The sequence below is a fragment of the Jannaschia maritima genome (genome assembly GCF_030973515.1).
Lineage (GTDB): Bacteria > Pseudomonadota > Alphaproteobacteria > Rhodobacterales > Rhodobacteraceae > Jannaschia > Jannaschia maritima.
Window position 1 is genome coordinate 37,467 of the sequence record NZ_JARGZA010000005.1, and the last position, 21,556, is coordinate 59,022.

Below are 21,556 nucleotides of genomic sequence, written 5' to 3' on the forward strand. Positions count from 1 at the left end.
ACGGGTTAACCGATTCACCGATTGACCCCCTATCGGCCGAGTCGGATGAAGACGCTCTTTCAACCCACGATCCTGTTCGCCCTGGCCCTGATGGCGGTCATCGTCATGATGGTCGTCCCCATCCCGCCCTGGATGCTGGACATCGGCCTGGCCGCCTCCTTCGCCCTGGCGATCCTGATGTTCACCACGGCGCTGTTCGTGGAACGCCCGCTCGACTTCTCCAGCTTCCCCACGGTCCTGCTGGCCTCGCTGATGCTGCGGCTGGCGATGAACATCTCGTCCACGAAGCTCATCATCGGCGAAGGGCACACCGGCACGGGCGCGGCAGGCACCGTGATCGAGGGCTTCGCCCAGTTCGTGATGGGCGGCAGCGTGTTTCTGGGGATCGTGATCTTCTGCGTGCTGCTGATCGTCAACTTCGTGGTCATCACCAAGGGCGCCACCCGCATGGCGGAGGTGGGCGCCCGCTTCGCGCTCGACGGGATGCCGGGCAAGCAGCTGGCCATCGACGCCGACATGGCTGCGGGCGCGATCGACCACGCGGAGGCCAGCCGCCGCCGCGAGCTGGAGCTGGCGGAGACCAACTTCTTCGGCAGCCTCGACGGCGCGTCGAAGTTCGTGAAGGGCGACGCGGTCGCGGGCCTGCTCATCACGCTGCTGAACCTGATCGTGGGGCTCGCCGTCGGCCTGATCGTCCACGGCATGCCGTTCGGCCAGGCGGTGCAGACCTATTCGATCCTGACGGTGGGCGACGGGCTGGTCAGCCAGATCCCGGCCGTCATCATCGCCATCGCGTCCGCGCTTCTGCTGGCACGGGGCGGGGCGGCGGGCAAGATGGACATGGCGATCCTGCGCCAGGTCGGCGCAAACCCCGTGGCCCTGGGTACCGTCGCGGTCATCATGCTGATCTTCGCCGCCATCCCGGGCCTGCCCGTCGTCCCCTTCCTTCTGGGGGCCGCGGGCCTGGGCTTCGCGGCTTGGCGGATGTGGCGGACGTCCCGGGAGGCCGAGGTGGAGGTCCTGCCGGAAGAGGACGCCCCGCCGCCCAAGCGGTCGATGGGCGACGTCCTGGACCTGGACGAGATCGGCGTGACCTTCGCCATGGACCTCGTGTCGCTGGCCCTCGACCCCGCCCGCGGCCTGGAAGGGCGCATCGAAGGCATGCGCAACCACATCGCCCAGTCCTTCGGGATCATCCTGCCCGAGATCCGGCTGACCGACGACGCGGGCCTGCCGCCCGGCACCTACGTCATCCGGGTCCACGGGGTCGAGTTGGCGCGCGACCGCCTGATGCCGGGCCACGTCCTCGCGCTGAAGGGCGAAGGCCCCCTGCCCGCGGTCGGCGGCACCGACGTGGCCGAGCCGGTCTATGGCGCCCCCGCCCGCTGGGTGCGCGAGGATTCGGTCGATCGGGGCGACCTGGCGGAGCTGACCGTCGTGACCCCGGGCGAGGTGCTGGCCACCCACCTGCTGGAGGTCGTGAAATCCGCCTTCCCGCAGCTGATGGGCCTGAAGTCGCTGAACCGCGTGCTCGACGCCTATCGCAACGTGACCGACCCGTCGCGCGCCGCCGAGAACCGCCGCCTGCTCGACGACCTGGTCCCCGGCAAGGTCCCCCACGACGCGCTGCTGGCCGTGATGCGCATCCTGCTGGCGGAGCGGGTGTCGATCCGCAACCTTCCCGTGATCCTGGAAACGATCGCGGAGGGCCGCGAGGCCAAGATGCCCGCCGACACGATCGCGGAGCTGGTGCGCCAGCGCCTGGGTCAGCAGATCTTGGCCGAGATCCGGCGCCCCGACGGCACCGTCCCCCTGATGCAGCTGTCCCCCGCCTGGGAGGAGCAGTTCGACCGCCACCAGATGCAGGGCGGCTTCGGCGACATCGCCCTGCCGCCCGACACGGGCCGCAAGCTGCGCCAGAACATCGCCGACATGATGGCCAAGGCCGCCGAGAAGGGCACCTATCCCGCGCTGGTCACGTCGGCCCGCCGCCGGCGGTTCCTCCACGGCGTCCTGCGCGAAGCCGGGCTGGCGAACCCCGTCGTGTCCTACGAGGAGGTCGGTCCGGCCGCCCGGCCCGCCCTGGTGGGGTCCGTGCCCGCGTGACGGGCCTGGGCCCCATCCTCGACGCGCTGGGCCTGCCGCCCGTCGCGGTGGCCGTCGTGTTCTTCCGCGTCACGGGGCTGATGTTCTTCCTGCCCGCCTTCGGCGAGCGCATGATCCCCGCCCGCGTCCGCCTGGGCGCGACCTTCGCCCTGACGGCAATGATCGCCCCCCTGATGCCCGCCGCGGCTCTGCCGGCCGACGTGACGCCCGCCCTGATCCTGACGGAGGCCACGACCGGCGCCGCCCTGGGCGCGGTGCTGAAGTTCATGACCCACGCGCTCCTGATGACCGGCGCCATCGCCGCGCAGGCGACCTCGCTCAGCCAATTGTTCGGCGTCCAGTCGATGGATCCGTCCTCGGCGATGGGCAACGTCCTGCACCTGGGGGGACTGGCGCTCCTGATGGCATCGGGCCTGCACCTGATGGTCGTTGACTTGATGATCCGGTCCTGGGACGTCTTCCCCGCGGGCTTCCTGCTGCCCGGCGCGGACGTGGCGCAGTGGGGCCTGGAACGCGTCGGCGCGGCCTTCGCCCTGGCCCTGGGGCTGTCCGCGCCCTTCGTGATCGCCTCCGTCCTCTACAACCTGGCGCTGGGGGTCATTAACAAGGCCATGCCGCAACTGATGGTGGCGCTCGTCGGCGCGCCGCTGATCACCGGCCTGTCGCTGGCCCTGCTGGCCGCGACCGCGGCGATCATCCTGACCGTGTGGCGCGAGCGCTTCCTCGCCACGATCCTCGACCCCATCGGGATCCTCTGATGGCGGAGGAGAACGGCCAGGAGGACAAGCAATACGAGGCCTCTCAACGCAAGCTCGACAAGGCCCGCGAACAGGGCGAGGTCGCCCGCGCCCCGGACCTGAACGCCTTCGCCGTCTATCTGGGCCTCCTGCTCACCACCGCCATCCTGGGCCCCATGTCCCTCCAGCGCATCGCGGAGGAAGGGGGCGCCTTCCTGGCGGATGCCGACCGCCTGGCCGCCGAAACGATCGCGGGTTCCGACATCGTCGCGCAGGAGATGGTGAAGACCATCGTGGGCCAGTCCGCCCTGTGGCTGGGGGGATCGGGTCTTCTGGTCCTGGCGACCGTGCTGGTCACGCGCGCCGCGGTCTTCGCGCCGACCCGCCTGATGCCCAAGGCGTCGCGCGTCTCCCTCGTCCAGGGGGCCAAGAACAAGTTCGGCACCAGCGGCCTGTTCGAGTTCGCCAAGTCTTCCACCAAGCTGGTCCTCTACGGCGGCACGCTCGGGGGGCTGCTATGGTGGGCGTCCGACTACATCGTGGCCAGCGCCGCCCTGCCCGTGGGCCAGTCCGCGATGCTCCTGGGCCGGCTGCTCCTGATCTTCCTGGCCCTCGTCACCGGCATCGCGGCCGTGATCGGGGCGGTCGACTTCGTGTACCAGAAGCACGCCCACGCCCAGAAGAACCGCATGTCCCGCAAGGAGATGACGGACGAGCACAAGGAATCCGAAGGCGACCCGCAGCTCAAGCAGAAGCGCCGCCAGCGCGCGCAGGAGATCGCGCAGAACCAGATGCTGTCCGACGTCCCCGACGCCACCGTCGTGATCGTAAACCCGACCCACTACGCCGTGGCACTGAAATGGTCGCCGCTCGACCCCTCGCCCCCCGTCTGCCTGGCAAAGGGCGTGGACGAGATCGCGGTCCGCATCCGCGAACTCGCGACCGAGAACGACATCCCCATCTTCTCCGACCCGCCCACCGCGCGCGCCCTGCACGCCACCGTGGATCTGGGCGAGGCCATCCCGCGCGAGCACTTCCGCGCGGTGGCCGCCGCCATCCGCTTCGCGGAGGATCTGCGCAAGGCCGCCGGGGGCGGGGCGTGAACGCCGACGACCTCCGGCGCCTGTCCGACCTGGCGTCGCTGCGGGCCGCCCGCGACCGCGGGGCCCTGGCCGCCGTGGAGACCCGCGCCGCGCCCATCCGCGCCGCCATCGCGGCGCTGGAGGCCCCCGCCCCCGCGGACGCGCCCGCCGATCTGGGGGAGGCCCGCGCGCAGCTGGCCCACATGGGCTGGGCCGTGCAGGAACGCACCCGCCTTACGATGGAGCTGGCCCGCCTCCGCGCGGAGCTGGAGCACGCCCGCCACGCCGCTGCGAAGGCCACGGCGCGCGAGCAGGTGATCGCCGAGTTGGGAGAACGGATGGGTCGGACGCGCTAGGCGACCCCGATCGTCCCCGGGCTCGACCCGGGGACCTCGTGCCGCGAACGCGGCGCATGACGGGGGGAAGGTCCTCGGGTCGTGCCCGAGCATGACGGTCGAGCCCGGACCGGCCCTAACGGTCCCGCCGGTCGATCGACGTGATCAGCACCGTCAGGTCGTGCCCCTCATAGGTCGCCTGCGCGGCCTCGTTCAGGGCCAGGCGCAGCCGGTTCATGGGCAGCGTCTCGGTGAACCGCCCGTCGAAGCCCCCCGCGCTGGCGTGGCGGAACAGCGCCTCCATCAGCTTGTCGCGCAGGACGGGTTCCCGGTCGTAGGCCGCTTCCTGCGGCAGGGTCTTGGACGACAGCCCCAGGGTCAGCACCACGTGGCTGCGGACCCGGCCGTCGATGATCAGCGGCACGATGAACTCCCGGATCAGGGGGATCTCCACCGCCTCCGACAGCGCCTCCGCCTCCTCCGCGGCCGGCGCCTCCGCCTCCGCCTCGGCCTCCGGCGCGGGGTGGCCGGGCGACAGCATCGCGCCCGCGACCCCGCCGCCCGCCACGGCCCCGAGGACCATCGTCAGTGCCAGTACCGCCTTCATGGTCAGAACGGCAGGATCACGTCGGCGACCTGCTGGCCATAGCGCGGGGCCTGCATCGCGGTGATGTGCCCGCGCCCGCCATAGCTGATGCGCGCGGACGCGATCTTGTCATAGGTGATCTCGTTCTGCCGCGTCACGTCGCCGGGCCGCACGAAGCCCGACACCAGCAGCACGCGCACCTCGTTGTTGACCCGCACCTCCTGCGTGCCCTCGATGCGCAGGGCGCCGTTGGGCATCACCTCCAGCACGGTGGCCGCCACGCGCAGCGTCAGCTTCTCCGCCCGGCGGATCGAGCCCGACCCGCTGAAGTCGCTCTCGGAGTTCAGCTCGACGGCGTCGGCCAGCGACCCGTCGCCCGGCAGGATGTCCTCGATCACCGTCTCCAGCCCCATAAGGCTGCCGACGCCCGCGCTCTGGCTGCCCGACCGACCGCGCTGCGAGCGGTTGTTGATCTGCGCCGATTCGTCGATCTCGATCACCACGGTCATGATGTCGCCGCGCTGCGCCGCCCGGCGGTCGCCCAGGAGCGACGTGCGCCCGCCCGTCCACAGCGACGGGCTGTTCTGCGGCACGGCGCGCTGGCCGGGCACCGCGCCGGCCGTCATGGCGAAGTGCTCGTTCCCGCCCGAGGGCTGGGTCAGGGCGGGCGTCTTGCCCACCTCCTCCAGCTGCCCGCAGGCGGCCAGGGCCGCCATCGCGGCGATCGTTCCGATACGGACTGTCATCTTGCGTGCCATCAATGCACCTCCACGGTTCCCAGCCCCACGGCGACGCCCATCACGGTCGTCCGGGAAGCCATGTTCATCACGCGCACCGGCTCGCCCAGGCCCGCGCGCGTCAGCGCCCGCCCCTCGGCCGAGATGCGCAGGCCGTCCGCCGCATAGAGCAGCGACACGACCGCGTTGCGTTCGATCACGGTGGGCGCGCCCACGTCCTGCGGGCGCACGGGGCGGTTGGGGAACAGGTTCACCCGCGCCTCCAGGCCCACCACGTCGCGCGGGTCGGTCACGGCGCCCGGCATGTCGCCGGGGCGCACGGCCACCTGGTCCATCCCGATCAGGGTGCCCGCGCGAACGACCGTCGTGGCGATCACCACGTCCGCGGCGGCGGGACCGGCCAGGGACAGGGATATCAGGATGGCGCGGATCATCGGATCTGCGTCGTCGCGCCGAGCATCTGGTCGGCGGCGGTGATGACCTTGGCGTTCATCTCGTAGCTGCGCTGCGCCTCGATCAGGTCGGTGATCTCGCGCACCGCGTCGACGCTGCTGTCCTCCAGGTAACCCTGGCGGAACACGCCCAGGCCGTCCTGCCCCGCCAGGCCGTTGATCGCGGCGCCCGACGCCTCCGTTTCGGCATAGAGGTTCGAGCCCAGCGCCTCCAACCCCTTCTCGTTGGTGAACCCCGTCAGGGTCAGCTGGCCCAGGAGCTCCGGCTCCACCTGGTCCAGGAAGTAGACGTACACCTCGCCGTCGGCGTTGATGCTGACCGAACGCGCGTCTTCCGGGATCGTGATGTCGGGCACGATCGGATAGCCGTCGTTCGTGACCAGCTGCCCCTCGCCCGTCTTCTTCAGCGCCCCGTCGCGGGTATAGGCGGCCCCGCCTGACGGCAGCGTCACCTCGATGTATCCCTTGCCGCTGATGGCCACGTCCAGATCGCCGCCGGTGGCCTGGATGGTGCCCTGCTGGGGGTCCATCGACACGCTGGCCGCCCGCACGCCCAGGCCCATCTGGATGCCGGTCGGCACGACCGACCCGGTGGTCGAGCTGATCGAGCCGGGGCGCGACATCTGCTGGTAATGCAGGTCCGCGAACTCCGCCCGCCGCGCGTTGTAGGCGGTGGTGCTCATGTTCGACAGGTTCTGCGATATGACCTCGACGCGCATCTGCTGCGCGTTCATGCCGGTCGCGGCGATCGAAAGGGCTCTCATCGGGGGGCGTCCTTACCTTGGATCCATGATGCGCAGCATCGCGCGCAGGCGTTCGTCTTCCTTTTGCAGGATGTTCTGTCCCAGGCCGTAGGCGTTCTGGACCTCGACCATCCGCGCGATCTCCAGCACCGGCGCGGTGTTCGACCCCTCCAGGAAGCCGTGCAGGATGCGCCCGTTCTCGACCGGCAGCAGCGCGCCCTCGTGGGCGAACCGCGTGTCGGACACGCGCTGCAGGCCGACCGCGTCGTCGGGCACGACCAGGCCCATCTGCGCAAAGGGCGCGCCGTCCCGGCTCAGGGTGCCGTCGGGGGCCACGGATATGTCGCCGTCGCCCGGCGGGATCTGGATGGGCGCGCCGCCCCCGTCCAGCACCGGCAAGCCGTCATGCGTCGTCAGCGTGCCGAACGGGTCGGCCACGAAGGACCCCGCCCGCGTCAGCAGCGGTCCGTCCGCCCCGCCCACGGTGAAGAAGCCCGGCCCCTCCACCGCCATGTCGTAGGTCCCGCCCGTCAGCTCCAGCCCACCCTGCGTCAGGTCGATCGTCCGCCCGTGGGCGTGCCCCAGCGACAGCGACGGCGCGTCGGATTCCGCGGCCGCGATGTATTCCTCGAAGATTAGCCCTTCCGCGCGATAGCCCGTGGTCGACGCGTTCGCGATGTTCTGCGCGATGGTCGCCATCTCGCGCATCAGCCCCGCCTGGCGGGTGATCGAGGGATAGATCCCGTCCATGGCTCAGGCCCCCATGATGATGGGCAGCAGCGTGTCGGTGAAGTACCGGCCCAGCGTCAGGGTCATGAACCCCATCGTCACCCAGAACACGCCCAGCATCGCGGCCATCTTCGGCACGAAGGTCAGCGTCATCTCCTGCACGGACGTCAGCGCCTGGACCAGGCCGATCGCCACGCCCACCAGCAGCGCTGCCGCCAGGATGGGGGTGGAGATCAGGGTGGCGATCCACAGCCCCTGCTGCAGCGTCTCGAAGAAGATGCTGTCGTCCATCAGACGGGCATCCGCAGCAGTTCCTGGTACGCCTCGACGACCTTGTCGCGCACGGCGACCGTGGCGGATATCGCCATCTGGCTCTCGGCCAGCGCGGTCACCAGGTCATGCGGATTGCCGTCGCCGGTGACGGCGCGCGCCGCCTCCGCCTCGCCCTTCTGCAGGGTCGCCATGAAGTCCTGCGCGGCCTGCGCCAGGCCGGACGGGTCGGCGTCCGGCTTGGCCTGTGGCGCCGCGGCATAGCCGGACAGGGCTTGTACGCTTCGGATGTCCATGTCTCACTCCATTCTGGAAGGGGTCGGGACGGGCTATCGCTTCAGGATGTCGTAGAGCGACGAGGACATGCGCCGCGTCTGCTCGAACATCTTCAGGTTCGCCTCGTAGGATCGCTGCGCTTCCTGCGCGTCCGCGATCTCCAGGATCAGGTTGACGTTCGACCCGTCGTAGAACCCGTCGGGCCCCGCCATCGGGTGGTTCGGATCGTGGATGCGGCGCAGATCGGCGCGGTCCAGCCGGACGGGCCCGGCCTCCACCTCGCCGCTGCGGCGGCCCTCGTCCACCATGGCCTGGAACGCCACCGTCTTGCGCCGGTATCCCGGCGTGTCCGCATTGCTGATGTTCTCGGCCACGTGCCGGATGCGCTGGCCCTGCGCCTTCAGGCCGGACGACAGGATGCGAAGGGCGTCGGAGAACTCGGTCATCGGTCGGTCACCCTCGGCCCAAGCTGGCGCGCAGGAGGTCCATCGACGCGCGGTACACGGTGATGGCCCGGTTGTGGGCGCGCTGCGCGTCCGTGCCGCGCAGGATCTCGGTCTCCAGATCGACGCCGTTGCCGTTGGGGTCGAGCGGCCCTTCCTGCGTCACCTCCCGCCAGGGCCGCGCGGGCCCGTCGCCCAGATGGCCCGGGCGGGTGCGGCGCTGCGCGAAGGACGCGTCCACGTCCAGGCCGGGGTCGAACGGGGTCAGGTCGAAAGGGCGGAAGCCGGGCGTGTCGGCGTTCACGATGTTGCGGGCGGTCACGGCCTGCCGGTCGGCCGCGTGGCGGGCGGCGTCGGCCGCCAGCGACAGGATCGCGGGCATTTGCATCGGTTCACTCCCGTGGTTCGCAACGAAGCCTTAAGGGCGATTCCTTTACGCATCGTTTCCAGGACATCACCAAAGCGGACGCCCCATGGATCACACGCCCCTGGACACGCTGCGCGCACGCGTGGCCCCCCTTTCCGCCATCCGCCCCCTGGGCCGGGTGAAACGCCTGGACGACGGGCGGCTGGACCTCGCGGGCCTGTCCCGCGCCGCGCGCCTGGGCGAGGAGGTGGCCCTGCGCGGCCCCGGCGGCGCCCGTGCGGAGGTCGTGTCGATCGACGCCGACCGCGTCACGGCCATGCCCTACGGCGCGATGGACGGGCACGGGATCGGCGCCGCGGTCGAGCTGTGCGGCCCGCCCGCCATCGCGCCCGCCGACACCTGGCTGGGGCGCATCGTGGACCCGTTCGGCGCGCCCCTCGACGGACGCCCGCTGGGGCGCGGCGCGGCGCGCCCGATCCACGCCGACCCGCCCGAGGCCGGGCGGCGCGCGGGGTTCGGGGACCGCCTGGCCACCGGCTACACCGCCCTCGACACGCTGCTACCCATCGTGGACGGGCAGCGCATGGGGGTCTTCGCCGGGTCGGGCGTGGGCAAGTCCCGCCTCCTGGGCGATCTGGCCAACCGGATGGAGGCCGACGTCGTCGTGACGGCGCTCGTGGGCGAGCGCGGGCGCGAGGTGTCGGGCTTCGCGCGCGACGTCCTGGGCGCGGACGGCATGCGTCGCACGGTCGTCGTCGCCGCGACGTCGGACCGCGCCGCCAACGTCCGCCGCCGCTGCGTGCCCGCGGCCCTCGCCGTGGCGGAGCACTTCCGCGACCGGGGGGCGAAGGTCCTGTTCCTGTGCGACAGCCTGACCCGCCACGCCGAGTCGTGCCGCGACGTGGCCGCGGCCACGGGCCAGCGGCTGGACGGCGGGATGCCCCCCGGCCTGACCGCGAACCTGGCCGCCCTGGTCGAACGGACGGGCCCCGGCAGCGACGGCAAGCCCGCCATCACGTCGGTCTTCACCGTGCTGGTCGCGGGGTCCGACATGGAAGGCCCCGTGGCCGACACGGTCCGCGGCCTCATCGACGGCCACGTGGTCCTGTCGCGCGGAATCGCCGAAGGCGGCCGCTATCCGGCCATCGACGTCCTGGCCTCCGTCAGCCGGTCCCTGCCCGACTGCGCCACGCCCGAGCAGAACGCGCTGCTGGGCCAGGTCCGCGCCGCGATGGAGACGTATCGCCGCAACGAGCTGATGGTGACCTCCGGCCTCTACGAGAAGGGCCGCGACCCCGCGCTGGATGCGGCCATCCGCCTGCGCCCCGCGCTGGAGGCCGCGCTGTCCGACCGCAGCGGCGGCGTGGACGATTCGTTCGACAGGCTGCGCGCCGCCATGACCTGATCGCCTGGCCGGTCGAGCGGCGCGCCCGGGCCGGCCGCTTCGCGTGTCGGGGCGACCTCGCGCATGCGTGGGGCGCATGCAGGGGATGCACGGGGGGCGCCCCCCACCGCGCGGTGCTCAGAACCCGCGCAACAGCTGCAGCGCCGGACTGGTCGGACCACCCGCCCCCGACTGGGTTCCGGCCCGCACCAGATACAGGTCGATCACCCGCGACAGCGTATCCGCCTCGGCCAGCTCGGACACGTCCGCGATGCCGAACGCGCCCGCCGCGCGGTCCTTGAACACCTCCAGCTGGCGGTCGATGTCGAGCGCGCCGAAGCTCGCGGGCAAGCCCAGCGCGCCTTCCAGGACGCTGCGCAGGGGCGGGGTTCCCATGATGGTGAACCACTTGGAATTCTCGGATCCCTCCCCCGTCACGACGTCCGCCAGCTCGCGCTTGGCGTTCAGCGCCAGGCGCATGGAATTGTCGGCCTGCCCCACGGCCGCCTCGAACGACTGCTCGCGGAACCGCGCCTCGATCCGGTCGGCGAAGCCGGGCACCTTCGTGTTGGGGAACAGGGGCTCGTCGAAGCCGAAGGCGCGGGCCATGTCGAAGTAGCGCCGGTCCGACAGGCGGTTGGCCAGCGCGTCGTTGTCATAGGTCCCTTCCGACAGGACCTTCTGGATGAAGAACGTGCTGTCGATGTCATCGGACAGCCCGAACGCCGCCAGCGCCACCTCCCGCAGCTGCCGATCGGCGACGAGCTGCTCCGCCGTCTCGACCTCGCCGATGTTCTCGCGGAAGTAGGTCAGCGCGCGGTCGTTCACCGCGGACTTGGCGAAGGCGTCCTGCTGGGTGTCCAAGGTGCGTTCGAGGAACCGCCACCCGGCGATCCCCCCCTGCGGCAGGACGGGCTGGAACATCAGCCCGCCGCCCGGGCCAGCAGCGCGCCCTCGCGAGCCCGCAGATCCTGCACCGCCCGCAGCGCCGGATAGGGGCGCCCCGCGGCCAGCTCCTCGCCCACCGTGCGGACCAGGGCGCGGTCGGACGCGTCCACGAACGCGTCGTGCAGCGCGTCCAACGCGGGCGTGACCTGGGGCAGCGCGTCCTCCAGCGTCATGTCGCCCGCGACCACCATCTGCACCACGTGTCCCACGCGCCCCACGGGCGTGTCGGCCTGGGCGGGGTCGATGGCGTCGCGCATCCGCAGGATGGACGTGCCGGGCGTCAGCACGCGCAGGCGGCAGCCGCGGCCCGTGCTCTCGATCACCGCGCCGTTGACGAGCACGCGCTCGCCTTCGCGCAGCTTCAGGACGAGACCGGCCATCTCAGGCGGCCTCGGTCGGGGTGGATTCGGGCACCGCCGGGGCGGCGGCGAGCCCGCCGATCACGCGGCGGTTGACGTCCACCAGAAGGCGGATGTCGCCGCCCCCGCGCAACACGGCCTTCGTTTGCCGGTCCACGAAGCCGGCCAGGTTGGCCAGTCCCGCGCGCAGCGCTTCGGGCATCGCGTTCGAATCGTCGAACACGGCCACCGCGACCGCGTTCCAAAGGGACAGGTTGTCGTTCAGGACCTCGACCCGAGCGGCGATGTCGGCGTCGGGGTCGGCGTGCAGGGCGATCAGGCGGCGCGTGACCTGGGTGAAGACGCGCGCCTCGGCGTCCTTCGGCGCGGCCATGGCCTGACTGGCCGCGGTCGTGGCATAGGCGCCGGACTGGGGTCGTGAGAAATGCATCGGTGTTGATCCGTTCTGGAAGGGTCGGACAAGGGGCCGCGCTTTGCACGGCCCCCATCGTCAGAAGGCTAGGCCCGGCTTTACCGGAACAGCGCCAGGATCGACTGCGGCGCCTGGTTGGCGATCGACAGCGACTGGGTGGCCAGCTGCTGCTGGACCTGCAGCGCCTGCAGACGGGCGGACGCCTCCTCCATGTTGGCATCCACCAGCGAACCGATGCCCGACGTGAAGTTGTCGATCAGATTGCCCATGAAGTCGTTCTGCTTCTCGATCCGGCCTTGGGCCGAACCCAGCGACGCGGCGGCGTCGATGGAATTGGAGATTAGCGTCTCGATCGTGTCGAGGGCCTTGCTGGCGTTCTCGTTCGAGTCGACGTTCAGGTTGTCCAGACCGAACAGGCCCCCGGTGGCGTCGCCGCCGGTCGTGACCTGCAGGCCGAAGGCCTGACCACCGGTATCGTCGTCGACCGCCAAGCTCCAAGTGCCGTCGTCGGCCTGCGTGGCCCGCGCCTCGACACCATCGGTGTCCGACGTGTTGATCGCCGTGGCGAGACCCTTGGCGACGTCCTCCATCGACTCGGACTTGCCGGCCACATAGAAGAAGCTGTCTCCGCCGACCGTGACGCTGAAGGTGTCGCCTTCGGACAGGGCCGTGGTGGAGGACAGATCGATCGTCTCCGCACGTTGTTCGATCGTGCCGGACGTCGCACTCGGCGGCGAGGTGTTGCCGTTCACCTCGGTGACCGCGATCGTCGAGGCAGCCCCGGTTTCCGCGAGGTTCGCGACGTCGACGGATTCGTAGGCGTTGGTGTTCGAGATCGTCAGGACACCGCCGGTGTTGTCCGCCGTGACCCCTTCGAGACCCAGTGCGTTGATCTGACCCTTCAAGGCGTCCGCTACGTCGGCCGCGTTGGTGGTGGTCGCCGTGAAGGACAGCGAATTGCCGTTGATGTCGAGGCTCAGTGTGTCGCCGACGGCGATGGTGCCGCCGATCGTGATGTCCATGTCCTTGCCGGTGGCAGCCGTCGTCGTCGTCACGGCGGCGCCTTGGGAATCCGTGATCGTGCCGTAGTCGGCGACCGTCACGCCGGACAGCGCGGTCGTGCCACGATTGCCGGCGTCGGTCGTCAGGTCCTGGCGGCTGACGGAGATGTTGCTCGCCGCGACGCCCGAGCTGCTGCGATCGAGCGACGAGAGGATCTCGACGTCTTCGGAGCCCTTGACCAGGTTCAGGCCGTTGAACTGCGCGGCGCCCACGGTCGACTTGATCTGGTTCACCAGCTCGTCGATGTCGGCCTTGATCTTGCCGCGGTCGACGTTCTCTTCCTGGGACGCGACGACCTTGCCCTTGATCTCGGTCAGCAGGTCGGTGACCCGCTCGGACGCGGTGCGCGCGACGGCGACCGTGCTGTCGCCCAGGTTCAGGCTGTCCTGGATGGCCTTGAAGCCGGCGACGTCGGACTCCATGGTCTTGGAGATGGCCCAGACGGCCGAGTTGTCCTTGGCGTTGGCGATCGACTTGCCGGTCGAGATCTCGCCCTGGGTCATGCCCAGGTTCTTGTTGATGTTCTGCAGGGTCTGCAGCGCGACCATCGCGCTGTTGTTGGTCAGGATCGAAGACATCGGGTTTTTTCCTTGAACGGATGCGCCTGCTTTGCAGGCGGTGTGGCAGCTTCTGCCGGTGGGGCGACGGCCCCGGAACGGTCCTTCTGGACAGCCAGGGGATGGCCCGCGGGTCGTTAAGCGGGGGTTAAGCCGCGCCGCCGCGATGTCCTGCATTTGTTGGGGTTTCGGGACGCCTCCACGCGTTCACGCAAGCGCCACATGGGGGCCGCGAACGCGCCGCGTCTCCGCCTCGGACGGGGGCGTGCGCGGCGTTTCCGTTTCGCGCCGGGTCGTCCTCGGACTCGATCCGGGGGACCTCCTCGAATGGGCGCGACCTTGCCGTCGCGCGTACGGCGACAGGTCCTCGGGGCGAGCCCGGGGATGACGGCGCGCATTGCGGCTGCATCGCTCCAAACGAAGAGGGGCCGCACCTTCCGGCGCGACCCCCTTCCCTCGCGATCGTCCCCCGATCAGAACGGGCTGTCGGGGAAGTAGTAATCCTCCGCGTTGTCCTGCGTGACCAGCACGGATCCGATCGTGAACGTGCCGGACACGGGCGCGGACGACGTCAGGCCCACGGCCGTCAGCTCGATCGCGGTGCCGATCATCGCGGGCGGGTAGGTGACGTTCGCCGGGATCATCGCGTCGCCGTCCGCGGTGCGGCGGATCATCTCCTTCATGCCCGCGCCGCCCAGCACGAACTGCACGTCGTCGCGGCCCGCCGCCTCGATGGCGGCCAGCACGCCGATCGCCATGTCGTCGTCCGACGCCCAGACGGCGTCGATCTCGCCGTGCTTGGACAGGAAGTCCTGCATCACGGTGAAGCTGTCGTCGCGGTTCCAGTTGCCGTGCTCCATGTCCAGCACCTCGATGCCGGACCCTTCGATGGCCTCCTCGAAGCCCGCGACGCGTTCGTTGTCGATGGTGGTGGGGATGCCGCGCAACGCCACGATCTTGCCGCCGTCGGGCAGCGCGGATCGCATGTACTCGCCCGACACCCGGCCGAAGCCGCTGTTGTCGCCGGCGACGTAGAGGTCCTCGATCCCCTCCTGCGCCAGGCCGCGGTCCACGACCGTGACCCAGGCCCCGCTGTCGGCGACGGCGGCGACGGGGCCGGTCAGCGGCTCGGATTCGAAGGGCAGCACGACCAGCGCGTCGATGTCGCGCGTGGCCAGCATGTCCTCGATGTCGTTGACCTGCTTGGCCGGGTCGGACGCGGTGGCCAGCACGAAGTCGAGCTGGGGATAGACTTCCTCCAGCCGGTCCACGGCCTCCTGCGCGTGGAAGTTCATGCCGCCCGCCCAGCCATGGGTCGCGGCGGGGATGGAGACGCCGATGACCATCGTCTCCTGCGCCATGGCGGGCAGTGCGGTGGCGGCCATCAGGCCTGCGATCGCGAAGTGCTTCATTGTGTAACCTCCCAAGGTTTCGTTGATGCCGGACGTCAGGCGTCCGCCTTGCGTTCCCGCTGCAGGATCACGGCGAGAATGATGATGACCCCCTGGATCGCCCCGTTCAGATAGGGGCTGACCCCGTCGGTCAGGTTCAGGATGTTGTCGATCAGGCTCAGGATCAGGACGCCGATCACCGTGCCCCAGACGCGCCCGAACCCGCCCTTCAGCATGGTGCCGCCGATGATGACGGCGGCGATCGCCTCCAACTCCCACAGGACGCCCGTCGACGACGACGCCGACCCCAGCCGGGGGACGTACATGATGGTGGCCACGCCCACCAGGATGCCCAGGAAGACGTAGGTCAGCATCCGCACCCGGTCGACGTTCACCGACGAATACCGCGCGACCTGATCGTTCGACCCCACCGCCGCCGCGTGCCGCCCGAAGGCCGCGCGGCGCATGATGACCTCGCCCGCGACGGCGACCAGGGCGAAGACGATGATGGGCCACGATATGCCCAGGATCCCGTCGTAGTAGATCGGGCGGATGACCGTGCGCATCCCGAAGTCCAGGGACAGCGTGCCGCCGTCGGCCAGCCACGTCACCAGGGATCGGTAGATGCCCATCGTGCCCAGCGTCACGATGAACGCCTCGATCCGCATGGTGGTGATCAGGAACCCGTTCACGAACCCCGCCACCAGCCCCGTCGCCAACGCGGCGGCCATACCGACCAGGACCAATGCCACGCCCGGACCCAGCGTGGGCAGCAGCCCGTTCATCACCAGGATCATCAGCCCCGCGATGAACGCCGCCATGGACCCCACCGACAGGTCCAGCCCGCCCGAGGTGATGACGAAGGTCATGCCCACCGCGATGATGCCGATGAAGGCCGACCGCGACAGGACGTTCGTGATGTTGGCATAGGACAGGAAGTTGTCGTTCAGCATGGCGCCCGTCAGCACCAGCACGGCCAGGGCCAGGATCGGTCCCAGGACCCGCAGGTCCAGCGCGGGCCCCGACCGGGCGCCGGGGTTGGTGTCGGCGGATGCGGCGCTCATGCGGCGGGCTCCCTGTGTCGGACGGTGTTCTCCAGCCCCATGGCCAGGCGGACGATCGCGTCCTCGGTGATGGCCGCGCCCGCGACCTCGCCCGCCACGCGCCCCCCCCGCATGACGACGACGCGGTCGGCCAGCCCCATCACCTCCTGCATCTCCGAGGAGATGACGATCACGGACTTGCCCCGCGCGGCCAGCGCGTGGACGAACTCGTAGATCTGCTGCTTGGTGCCGATGTCGATGCCGCGCGTCGGCTCGTCGATCACCACGATGTCCGGATCGGCCAGCATGACCTTCGCAAGCAACAGCTTCTGCTGGTTCCCCCCCGACAGGTTGCCGACCACCACGCCCCGGTGCGGCGCGCGGATGTCGAAGTCCGCGATGGCCCGGTCCAGCGCGCGCTCCTCCGCCGCCTCGTCGATCAGGCCGCGCGTGAAGTCGCCCAGGGACGCAAGGGTCAGGTTCTCGCGCATCCCCTTGGCCAGCAGCAGGCCCCGGCCCTTCCGGTCCTCCGTCAGGTACGCCACGCCCGCGTCCAGCGCGTCGCGCGGGCCGGACCAGCGCACGACCGCCCCGTTCAGCGTGACCGTCCCGGTGGAGGCGCGCAGCCCCACCAGCCCTTCCATCGCCTCCGTCCGGCCGGACCCGATCAGGCCGGCCAGCCCCAGGATCTCCCCCCGCCGCAGGTCCAGGTCCATCCCGTGGACGAAGCGCGGCACGCGCAGGTCGCGCACCGACAGCACCACCTCGTCGCCCACGGCACCCGTGCGTTCGGGGTACAGCGACGACACGTCCCGCCCGACCATCGCGGTCGCCATGTCGTCCTCCGACAGGTCCGATGCGGGGCATTGCGCGACCACGTGGCCGTCGCGCATGACGGTCACGACGTCGGCCAAACGCTTCACCTCGTCCAGCTTGTGCGACGTGAACAGGATCGCCACGCCGTCCGACCGCAGGCGGTCCACCTGCTCGAACAGGACCTCCGCCTCGCGTTCGGTCAGCACGGCCGTTGGTTCGTCCATGATCAGAACGCGCGCGTCGCGGTTCAGGGCCTTGGCGATCTCGACCATCTGCTTGTCGGGGTTCGAGATGTCGCGCACCACCGCCCGCGGATCGACGCGGCAGTTCAGCCGGTCCAGCAGCGCCGCCGTCCGGTCGCGCATCGCGCGCTTGTCCAGAAGGAACCCGCGCTTCAATTCGTGCCCCAGGAAGACGTTCTGCTCGACCGTCAACTGCTCGGCCAGGTTGAACTCCTGGTGGATCAGGACGACGCCCGCATCCTCCGCCGCCTGGGACGACGGGAACGTCACCGGCACCCCGTCCAGCAGCACATCGCCGGAGGTCGGCGCCAGATAGCCCGACAAGATCTTCATCGTCGTGGACTTGCCGGCCCCGTTCTCGCCGATCAGCGCATGGACCTGACCGGGCGCCAGCGTCAGGCCCACGTCGAACAGGACCTGCACGGCCCCGAAGGACCGCGTCACGCTATCGAGGCGCAGCTCCGTCAAAGCGCGACCCAGGCCGCGTCGCGCTTCGACGACCGCACGCACGCATCCACGAAGGCCATCCCGTCCAGCCCCGCCTCGATCCCCGGCAGAAGGCCGTTGTCCGGCTTGGCCCCGCCCCGCGCCGCGACGATCAGGTCGGCGGCCTGGGCATAGATGTTGGCGAACCCCTCCAGATAACCTTCGGGATGCCCCGGCGGGATGCGCGCGCCCAGGGTTTCCGTGAACCCCGCCCCGTTCCGGGTGATCAGGCGCTTGGGCTCGCCGTGCGGGGTGAACCACAGATAGTTCGGATCCTCCTGCGCCCAGTCCAGGCCGCCCCGCTCGCCATAGACGCGCAGGCGCAGGCCGTTCTCGCTGCCGGGCGCGACCTGGGAGCACCACAGCATCCCCTTGGCCCCGCCCTCGTAGCGCAGCATCACGTGGCCGTTGTCGTCCAGCTTGCGCCCCGGAACGAAGGCCGTCAGGTCGGCCGCCAGGCGTTCCGCCCGCAGCCCCGTGACGAAGCCCGCCAAGTTGTAGGCATGCGTGCCGATGTCGCCCACCGACCCGCCCGCGCCCGACCGTTCGGGATCCGTGCGCCATTCGGCCTGCTTCAGCCCCTCGCCCTCCACCGCTGTGGTCAGCCAGTCCTGGGGGTATTCCACCTGCACGACGCGGATGGCGCCCAGATCGCCGGCCTCCACCATCGCGCGGGCCTGCCGCACCATCGGATAGCCGGTATAGTTGTGCGTCAGGACGAACAGCGCGTCCGACTTCTCCACCGCGCGGGCCAGCTTCTTCGCGTCCGCCAGCGTGGAGGTCAGCGGCTTGTCGCAGATCACGTGGATGCCGCGGCGCAGGAAGGGGATCGCGGCGGCGGCGTGGACGTGGTTCGGCGTGACGATGCTGACCGCCTCGATGCCGTCCCTCAGCCGCGCCTCGCGCTTGGCCATCGCGTCGAAGTCGTCGTATGTCCGCGCCGGGTCCAACCCCAACGCCGCCCCCGACGCCTTCGCCCGTTCGGGGGTGGAGGACAGCGCGCCCGCCACCAGTTCGTACCGGTCGTCGATCCGCGCCGCGATGCGGTGGACGCCCCCGATGAAGGCGTCCGACCCGCCGCCCACCATGCCCCAGCGGATGCGGGCGGTCATTTCGACTCTCCCTTGTTCGGCCAGACGCGGTCCAGCACCAAACCTGCGAGCAGCGAGATGCTTGCGCCGATTGCAGCGGCAAACCACTCCGCCCCGACCACTAGTAGCGCTACGAAAACCATGACGGCGATAGATACACCGCGTAGCCAACGGCTATTGAATCGGGGGCCTCCTTGATTCCCGTTAGCTGATACCGCTCTGCTTGTCAGACTTGGGTCAGAGTTTACCGGTGAAGCTTTACTGGACACGGACAGTCGTCGGGGCAAACCGTCAATAAGAAGATCGTAGATTATCGCCGATCCCGGATTCATTCTTATTCCCCAAGACGGGTGCGTCTTCAGAAATTTCGCGGCATCTTCTTCTGTCTCAAAGTTCCGAGCTTTAGACGCATCGTTGCAACTTGAAGGGAAGCATTTGTAGCCATCGGTCTTGCCATCCACGCCCTTCGTTCTTCCCCTGACGTAATATGCTGTTTGGGAGGTGGTTGCTGCGGATATATGGCTCACCGGTCCAACCCCAGCATCGCCCGGTTGGCTGCATCGTTCGTCCCGCCACCCGCGAAGTCGTCGAACGCCTTCTCCGTCACGCGGATGATGTGGTCGCGCACGAACTGCGCGCCTTCCCGCGCGCCGTCCTCCGGGTGCTTCAGGGCGCATTCCCATTCCACCACGGCCCAGCCGTCGAAGTCGTTGGCCGCCATCTTCGAGAACACGGCCCCGAAATCGACCTGCCCGTCGCCCAAGCTGCGGAACCGGCCCGCTCGGTCCACCCAGGACTGATACCCGCCATACACGCCCTGCCGCCCCGTCGGATTGAACTCCGCGTCCTTGACGTGGAACATCCCGATCCGATCGCGGTAGATGTCGATGTTGTCCAGGTAATCCAGGCATTGCAGGACGTAATGGCTGGGGTCGTACAGCATCATGGCGCGCGCGTGGTTCCCCACCCGTTCCAGGAACATCTCGAAGCTGACGCCGTCGTGCAGATCCTCGCCCGGATGGATCTCGTAGCAGACGTCGACGCCGCATCCCTCCGCATGGTCCAGGATGGGACGCCACCGCGCGGCCAACTCGTCGAACGCGGCCTCCACCAGGCCCGCGGGCCGCTGCGGCCACGGATAGACATAGGGCCAGGCCAGCGCGCCGCTGAACGTCGCGTGCGCCCCTATCCCCATGTTCCGCGACGCGGTCAGCGCCTTCTTCACCTGGTCCACGGCCCATTCCTGCCGCGCCTTGGGGTTCCCGTGGACGGACGGGTCCGCGAACCCGTCGAACGCGGCGTCGTAGGCCGGGTGGACGGCGACCAACTGCCCTTGCAGATGAGTCGACAGCTCCGTCACCCGGACGCCGTTGGCCTCCCCCCGACCCTTGAACTCGTCGCAGTAATCCTTGGACTCGGCGGCCTTCGCCAAGTCGAACAGGCGCGCGTCCCAGGACGGGACCTGCACGCCCTCGTACCCGCAATCGGCGGCCCACTTCGTGATCGAATCCCACGAATCGAACGGCGCCTCGTCGCCCGCGAACTGCGCCAGGAACAGCGCGGGGCCCTTGATCGTCTTCATCGTCGTCCTCCCGTGCGAACCGCGGCGACCTCCCCGCCACGCTTGCATGCAATCGATTGCACGGGCAGAACGGCCCTGCAACCGCAAATGGAGGCAAAGGCGCAATGACGACCCGCGCGCGAATGGCCGACGTGGCCCGGACGGCGGGGGTCAGCACCGCCACCGTCAGCCGCGCGCTGTCGGATCCCACGCGCGTCGATCCCGCGACGCGCGACCGGATCATGGACGCCGTCACCTCCACCGGCTACCGCGCGAACGCGGCCGCGCGGTCGCTGCGGGTCCGGCGCGCGGGCGCGATCCTGGTGCTGGCGCCCAACCTGGCGAACCCGTTCTTCAACCGCATCGTCGTGGCCGTCACGCAGGTCGCGGACGCCCACGGCCTGGCCGTGCAGCTGGCCGACAGCCGCGCGGCGCCCGAACGGCTGGCCACGCTCGCCCGCGACGGGCGCGCGGACGGGATCGTCCTGCTGGACGCGTCGCTCGACCCGGCCGTGGTCCGGGGCTGGCCCCTGCCCGTGGTGCAGGCCTGCGAATGGAACGCCGCCTATGCTGCGCCGGGCCTGGCCATCGACAACCACGCGGCGATGGGCCTGGTGGTGGACCACCTGGGCGGACTGGGGCACCGCCGCATCCTGCACGTGGCCGGCCCCGAAGGGAACGTCCTGGCCTCGGCCCGGACGGAGGGCTTCGTCGCCGCCTGCGCCGCCAGGGCCGTGCAGGGATCGCTGGAGGCCGGCGACTTCACGATGGAATCGGGCGCCCGCGCGGCGCGGGCCTGGGCCGCCCGGCCCGACCGCCCGACCGCCGTGTCCTGCGCGTCCGACGAATGCGCCATCGGCTTCATCGGCGAATGCTGGGGGATGGGTCTGGCCGTGCCCCGCGACGTCAGCGTCGCGGGCTTCGACGACATCGAGGTGTCGGCCCGCCTGGCCCCGCCCCTGACCACGATCCACCAGCCCCGCGCCCGCCTGGGCGCGGCCGCCGCCGAACGCCTGATCGCGATGATCGGCGGCGCGGACCATGCCCCCGAATGGGACGTGATGCCCGCCCACCTTGTGGCGCGCGGGTCCACGGCAGCGCCGCCCGCATCCTGACGCGTTTGGGTATCCAAGATGTGTGGTTGGATCGACGATGCTGCCACCGTGGCCCCCCCCGGCGTGACGACGTCGGGGAACGCGGCATGCATGACGGGACGGACGGCTCGACCGTTCCCAACACGCCTGGACCCGCGCCGCCGGACGTCCCGAACGGTCCGAAGCATCCTTACGGAACGGGACGGATGTTCCGAGGGGTCGTACCGTGGGGGTGCACTCATGCGGA

The 21,556-nt window shown here is 70.1% G+C and carries 24 protein-coding genes; 6 read left to right on the forward strand and 18 right to left on the reverse strand.

Translation table 11 applies throughout. From position 1 onward, the window contains the following. Positions 1–45: 45 nt before the first annotated feature. From P0084_RS05740 to P0084_RS05755, 4 genes are read left to right on the forward strand one after another with little or no spacing between them, the layout of a single operon-like run. Positions 46–2,106: a flagellar biosynthesis protein FlhA gene (locus P0084_RS05740; RefSeq protein ID WP_308915863.1), complete on the forward strand. Its 2,061-nt coding sequence runs from the start codon at positions 46–48 to the stop codon at positions 2,104–2,106. After that, positions 2,103–2,864, forward strand: a complete 762-nt coding sequence (locus tag P0084_RS05745) for a flagellar biosynthetic protein FliR (protein WP_308915864.1) — start codon at positions 2,103–2,105, stop codon at positions 2,862–2,864. The genes P0084_RS05740 and P0084_RS05745 overlap by 4 nt, the downstream gene beginning before the upstream one ends. Continuing rightward, positions 2,864–3,946: an EscU/YscU/HrcU family type III secretion system export apparatus switch protein gene (locus tag P0084_RS05750; RefSeq protein ID WP_308915865.1), complete on the forward strand. Its 1,083-nt coding sequence runs from the start codon at positions 2,864–2,866 to the stop codon at positions 3,944–3,946. Before P0084_RS05745 ends, P0084_RS05750 begins: the two co-directional genes overlap by 1 nt. Beyond that, on the forward strand, positions 3,943–4,281 hold the full coding sequence (locus P0084_RS05755) for a hypothetical protein (protein ID WP_308915866.1): 339 nt from the start codon (positions 3,943–3,945) through the stop codon (positions 4,279–4,281). The genes P0084_RS05750 and P0084_RS05755 overlap by 4 nt, the downstream gene beginning before the upstream one ends. A gap of 115 nt (positions 4,282–4,396) precedes the next feature. Here the strand turns inward: P0084_RS05755 and P0084_RS05760 are convergent, their stop codons facing one another. Genes P0084_RS05760 through P0084_RS05800 form a run of 9 tightly spaced genes read right to left on the reverse strand, consistent with a single transcriptional unit; the run spans position 4,397 to position 8,884 of the window. Next, positions 4,397–4,867 carry a flagellar basal body-associated protein FliL gene (locus tag P0084_RS05760; RefSeq protein ID WP_308915867.1) on the reverse strand — a complete coding sequence of 157 codons (471 nt, stop codon included), beginning with the start codon at positions 4,865–4,867 and terminating at the stop codon, positions 4,397–4,399. A 2-nt stretch (positions 4,868–4,869) separates the two neighbouring features. After that, entirely contained in the window at positions 4,870–5,592 is a 723-nt protein-coding gene (flgH, locus tag P0084_RS05765; protein WP_308915868.1) for a flagellar basal body L-ring protein FlgH, read from the reverse strand. An 11-nt stretch (positions 5,593–5,603) separates the two neighbouring features. Beyond that, the gene (flgA, locus tag P0084_RS05770; RefSeq protein ID WP_308915869.1) at positions 5,604–6,017 is read right to left on the reverse strand and encodes a flagellar basal body P-ring formation chaperone FlgA; all 414 of its coding nucleotides are present in this window, start codon (positions 6,015–6,017) and stop codon (positions 5,604–5,606) included. Beyond that, complete coding sequence (gene flgG / locus P0084_RS05775; RefSeq protein WP_308915870.1) at positions 6,014–6,799, reverse strand: flagellar basal-body rod protein FlgG; 786 nt, start codon at positions 6,797–6,799, stop codon at positions 6,014–6,016. Before flgG ends, flgA begins: the two co-directional genes overlap by 4 nt. Before the next feature lie 12 nt (positions 6,800–6,811). Further along, positions 6,812–7,528, reverse strand: a complete 717-nt coding sequence (locus P0084_RS05780) for a flagellar hook-basal body complex protein (protein ID WP_308915871.1) — start codon at positions 7,526–7,528, stop codon at positions 6,812–6,814. 3 nt (positions 7,529–7,531) lie between these two features. Then, positions 7,532–7,798 carry a flagellar biosynthetic protein FliQ gene (locus tag P0084_RS05785; RefSeq protein WP_374213603.1) on the reverse strand — a complete coding sequence of 89 codons (267 nt, stop codon included), beginning with the start codon at positions 7,796–7,798 and terminating at the stop codon, positions 7,532–7,534. After that, entirely contained in the window at positions 7,798–8,073 is a 276-nt protein-coding gene (gene fliE / locus P0084_RS05790; RefSeq protein WP_308915872.1) for a flagellar hook-basal body complex protein FliE, read from the reverse strand. The genes P0084_RS05785 and fliE overlap by 1 nt, the downstream gene beginning before the upstream one ends. A gap of 33 nt (positions 8,074–8,106) precedes the next feature. After that, positions 8,107–8,499, reverse strand: a complete 393-nt coding sequence (gene flgC / locus P0084_RS05795; protein ID WP_308915873.1) for a flagellar basal body rod protein FlgC — start codon at positions 8,497–8,499, stop codon at positions 8,107–8,109. Positions 8,500–8,506: 7 nt separating this feature from the next. Then, entirely contained in the window at positions 8,507–8,884 is a 378-nt protein-coding gene (locus P0084_RS05800) for a flagellar basal body protein (RefSeq protein ID WP_308915874.1), read from the reverse strand. A gap of 85 nt (positions 8,885–8,969) precedes the next feature. On the opposite strand from P0084_RS05800, the gene P0084_RS05805 reads away from it, so the two are divergent. Next, on the forward strand, positions 8,970–10,268 hold the full coding sequence (locus P0084_RS05805; RefSeq protein WP_308915875.1) for a FliI/YscN family ATPase: 1,299 nt from the start codon (positions 8,970–8,972) through the stop codon (positions 10,266–10,268). A gap of 117 nt (positions 10,269–10,385) precedes the next feature. On the opposite strand, the gene P0084_RS05810 is transcribed toward P0084_RS05805, so the two are convergent. The 9 genes from P0084_RS05810 to P0084_RS05850 form a co-directional block, all read right to left on the reverse strand. Further along, positions 10,386–11,171 (reverse strand): DUF1217 domain-containing protein, encoded by a 786-nt coding sequence (locus P0084_RS05810; protein WP_308915876.1) that lies wholly within the window; start codon positions 11,169–11,171, stop codon positions 10,386–10,388. After that, on the reverse strand, positions 11,171–11,575 hold the full coding sequence (locus P0084_RS05815) for a flagellar biosynthesis repressor FlbT (RefSeq protein WP_308915877.1): 405 nt from the start codon (positions 11,573–11,575) through the stop codon (positions 11,171–11,173). The genes P0084_RS05810 and P0084_RS05815 overlap by 1 nt, the downstream gene beginning before the upstream one ends. A gap of 1 nt (position 11,576) precedes the next feature. Then, a complete protein-coding gene (locus P0084_RS05820) occupies positions 11,577–11,984 on the reverse strand; it encodes a flagellar biosynthesis regulator FlaF (protein WP_308915878.1) in 408 nt (135 codons plus the stop codon). 80 nt (positions 11,985–12,064) lie between these two features. Next, positions 12,065–13,606: a flagellin N-terminal helical domain-containing protein gene (locus P0084_RS05825; protein WP_308915879.1), complete on the reverse strand. Its 1,542-nt coding sequence runs from the start codon at positions 13,604–13,606 to the stop codon at positions 12,065–12,067. A 452-nt stretch (positions 13,607–14,058) separates the two neighbouring features. Continuing rightward, complete coding sequence (locus tag P0084_RS05830) at positions 14,059–14,997, reverse strand: ABC transporter substrate-binding protein (protein ID WP_308915880.1); 939 nt, start codon at positions 14,995–14,997, stop codon at positions 14,059–14,061. 35 nt (positions 14,998–15,032) lie between these two features. Further along, positions 15,033–16,040, reverse strand: a complete 1,008-nt coding sequence (locus P0084_RS05835) for an ABC transporter permease (RefSeq protein WP_308915881.1) — start codon at positions 16,038–16,040, stop codon at positions 15,033–15,035. Next, positions 16,037–17,545, reverse strand: coding sequence for a sugar ABC transporter ATP-binding protein (locus tag P0084_RS05840; protein WP_308916083.1), 1,509 nt, complete (start codon positions 17,543–17,545; stop codon positions 16,037–16,039). Before P0084_RS05840 ends, P0084_RS05835 begins: the two co-directional genes overlap by 4 nt. Continuing rightward, positions 17,542–18,675, reverse strand: coding sequence for a Gfo/Idh/MocA family protein (locus P0084_RS05845; RefSeq protein WP_308915882.1), 1,134 nt, complete (start codon positions 18,673–18,675; stop codon positions 17,542–17,544). Before P0084_RS05845 ends, P0084_RS05840 begins: the two co-directional genes overlap by 4 nt. A gap of 502 nt (positions 18,676–19,177) precedes the next feature. Next, positions 19,178–20,236, reverse strand: a complete 1,059-nt coding sequence (locus tag P0084_RS05850) for a sugar phosphate isomerase/epimerase family protein (RefSeq protein WP_308915883.1) — start codon at positions 20,234–20,236, stop codon at positions 19,178–19,180. 122 nt (positions 20,237–20,358) lie between these two features. On the opposite strand from P0084_RS05850, the gene P0084_RS05855 reads away from it, so the two are divergent. Beyond that, positions 20,359–21,330 (forward strand): LacI family DNA-binding transcriptional regulator, encoded by a 972-nt coding sequence (locus P0084_RS05855; RefSeq protein ID WP_308915884.1) that lies wholly within the window; start codon positions 20,359–20,361, stop codon positions 21,328–21,330. Positions 21,331–21,556: the final 226 nt, after the last annotated feature.